The sequence below is a fragment of the Herbiconiux daphne genome, assembly GCF_024979295.1.
Classification (GTDB): Bacteria; Actinomycetota; Actinomycetes; order Actinomycetales; family Microbacteriaceae; genus Herbiconiux; species Herbiconiux daphnes.
This window is the reverse complement of sequence record NZ_JANLCJ010000365.1, coordinates 1-720: the sequence shown is the minus strand read 5'-3', so window position 1 is coordinate 720 and position 720 is coordinate 1. Positions and strand designations below refer to the sequence as shown.

The window sequence follows — 720 nt, the reverse complement described above, 5'->3', positions numbered from 1 at the left end:
ATTCATTAGCTTCAAACAGTTTATGCAATTGGCGTAGCCGTTTTTCTTTCATTTTCTGCTGTTTGTCCCTTTCTTTATCAACAGTTTTAAAATTACTATCAGTGGGAATTGAATCAGACATAAATAAACCTCATATTAAAAAGATTAAGTGCAAAAAAAGCGGAAACCAACATATCTAACCCTGAGTTTTCAGAATTAAATATATCAATCTCCGCATTTATATTTGCTTTGCTCACTTATCCGATTAGTGAGAGATGTTAGATAGGCTAATAACATAGCCCGTTTACGATTTTGGAAATCATAGCTTTACTTACTTGATACTTAACGGCAAGGCTTGCTAATTTAGCCCCCGCTTTTCGTTCTTTCCTGATCTCTTCCGCTACCTTTTGCGACAATTTAAAGCGATCAATAGGTTTTACCGCTAAATTACTAAAATGATGGTTATTCATATTACCATCAATATGATAGATGCATTCTCTTTTAGCATCATAAGAGCCTACAAACGTTGTATAAACGAGGTGTTTTATAAGTACTCGTTTAGAATTGATTGTAATCCCTTCCTGGCCTAAAGAATCAATACATGTTTTTCTAAAGCATCCTTTACGCTTATAACTTCTTACCTTGCCATCTTCGGTAATTGTTCCATAATTTTCAAAATAGCAAATTGGCTTTTCCATATGCCGCCCCTTTTACACACCTTTAATTTCCCTTTTATCGGCT

Annotated in this window: 1 protein-coding gene; it reads right to left on the bottom strand. The window is 34.3% G+C overall.

What is annotated here, in order from left to right; translation table 11 throughout:
- Window positions 1-266: 266 nt before the first annotated feature.
- Window positions 267-677 carry a hypothetical protein gene (locus N1032_RS25280; protein ID WP_259543341.1) on the bottom strand — a complete coding sequence of 137 codons (411 nt, stop codon included), beginning with the start codon at window positions 675-677 and terminating at the stop codon, window positions 267-269.
- Window positions 678-720 lie beyond the last annotated feature (43 nt).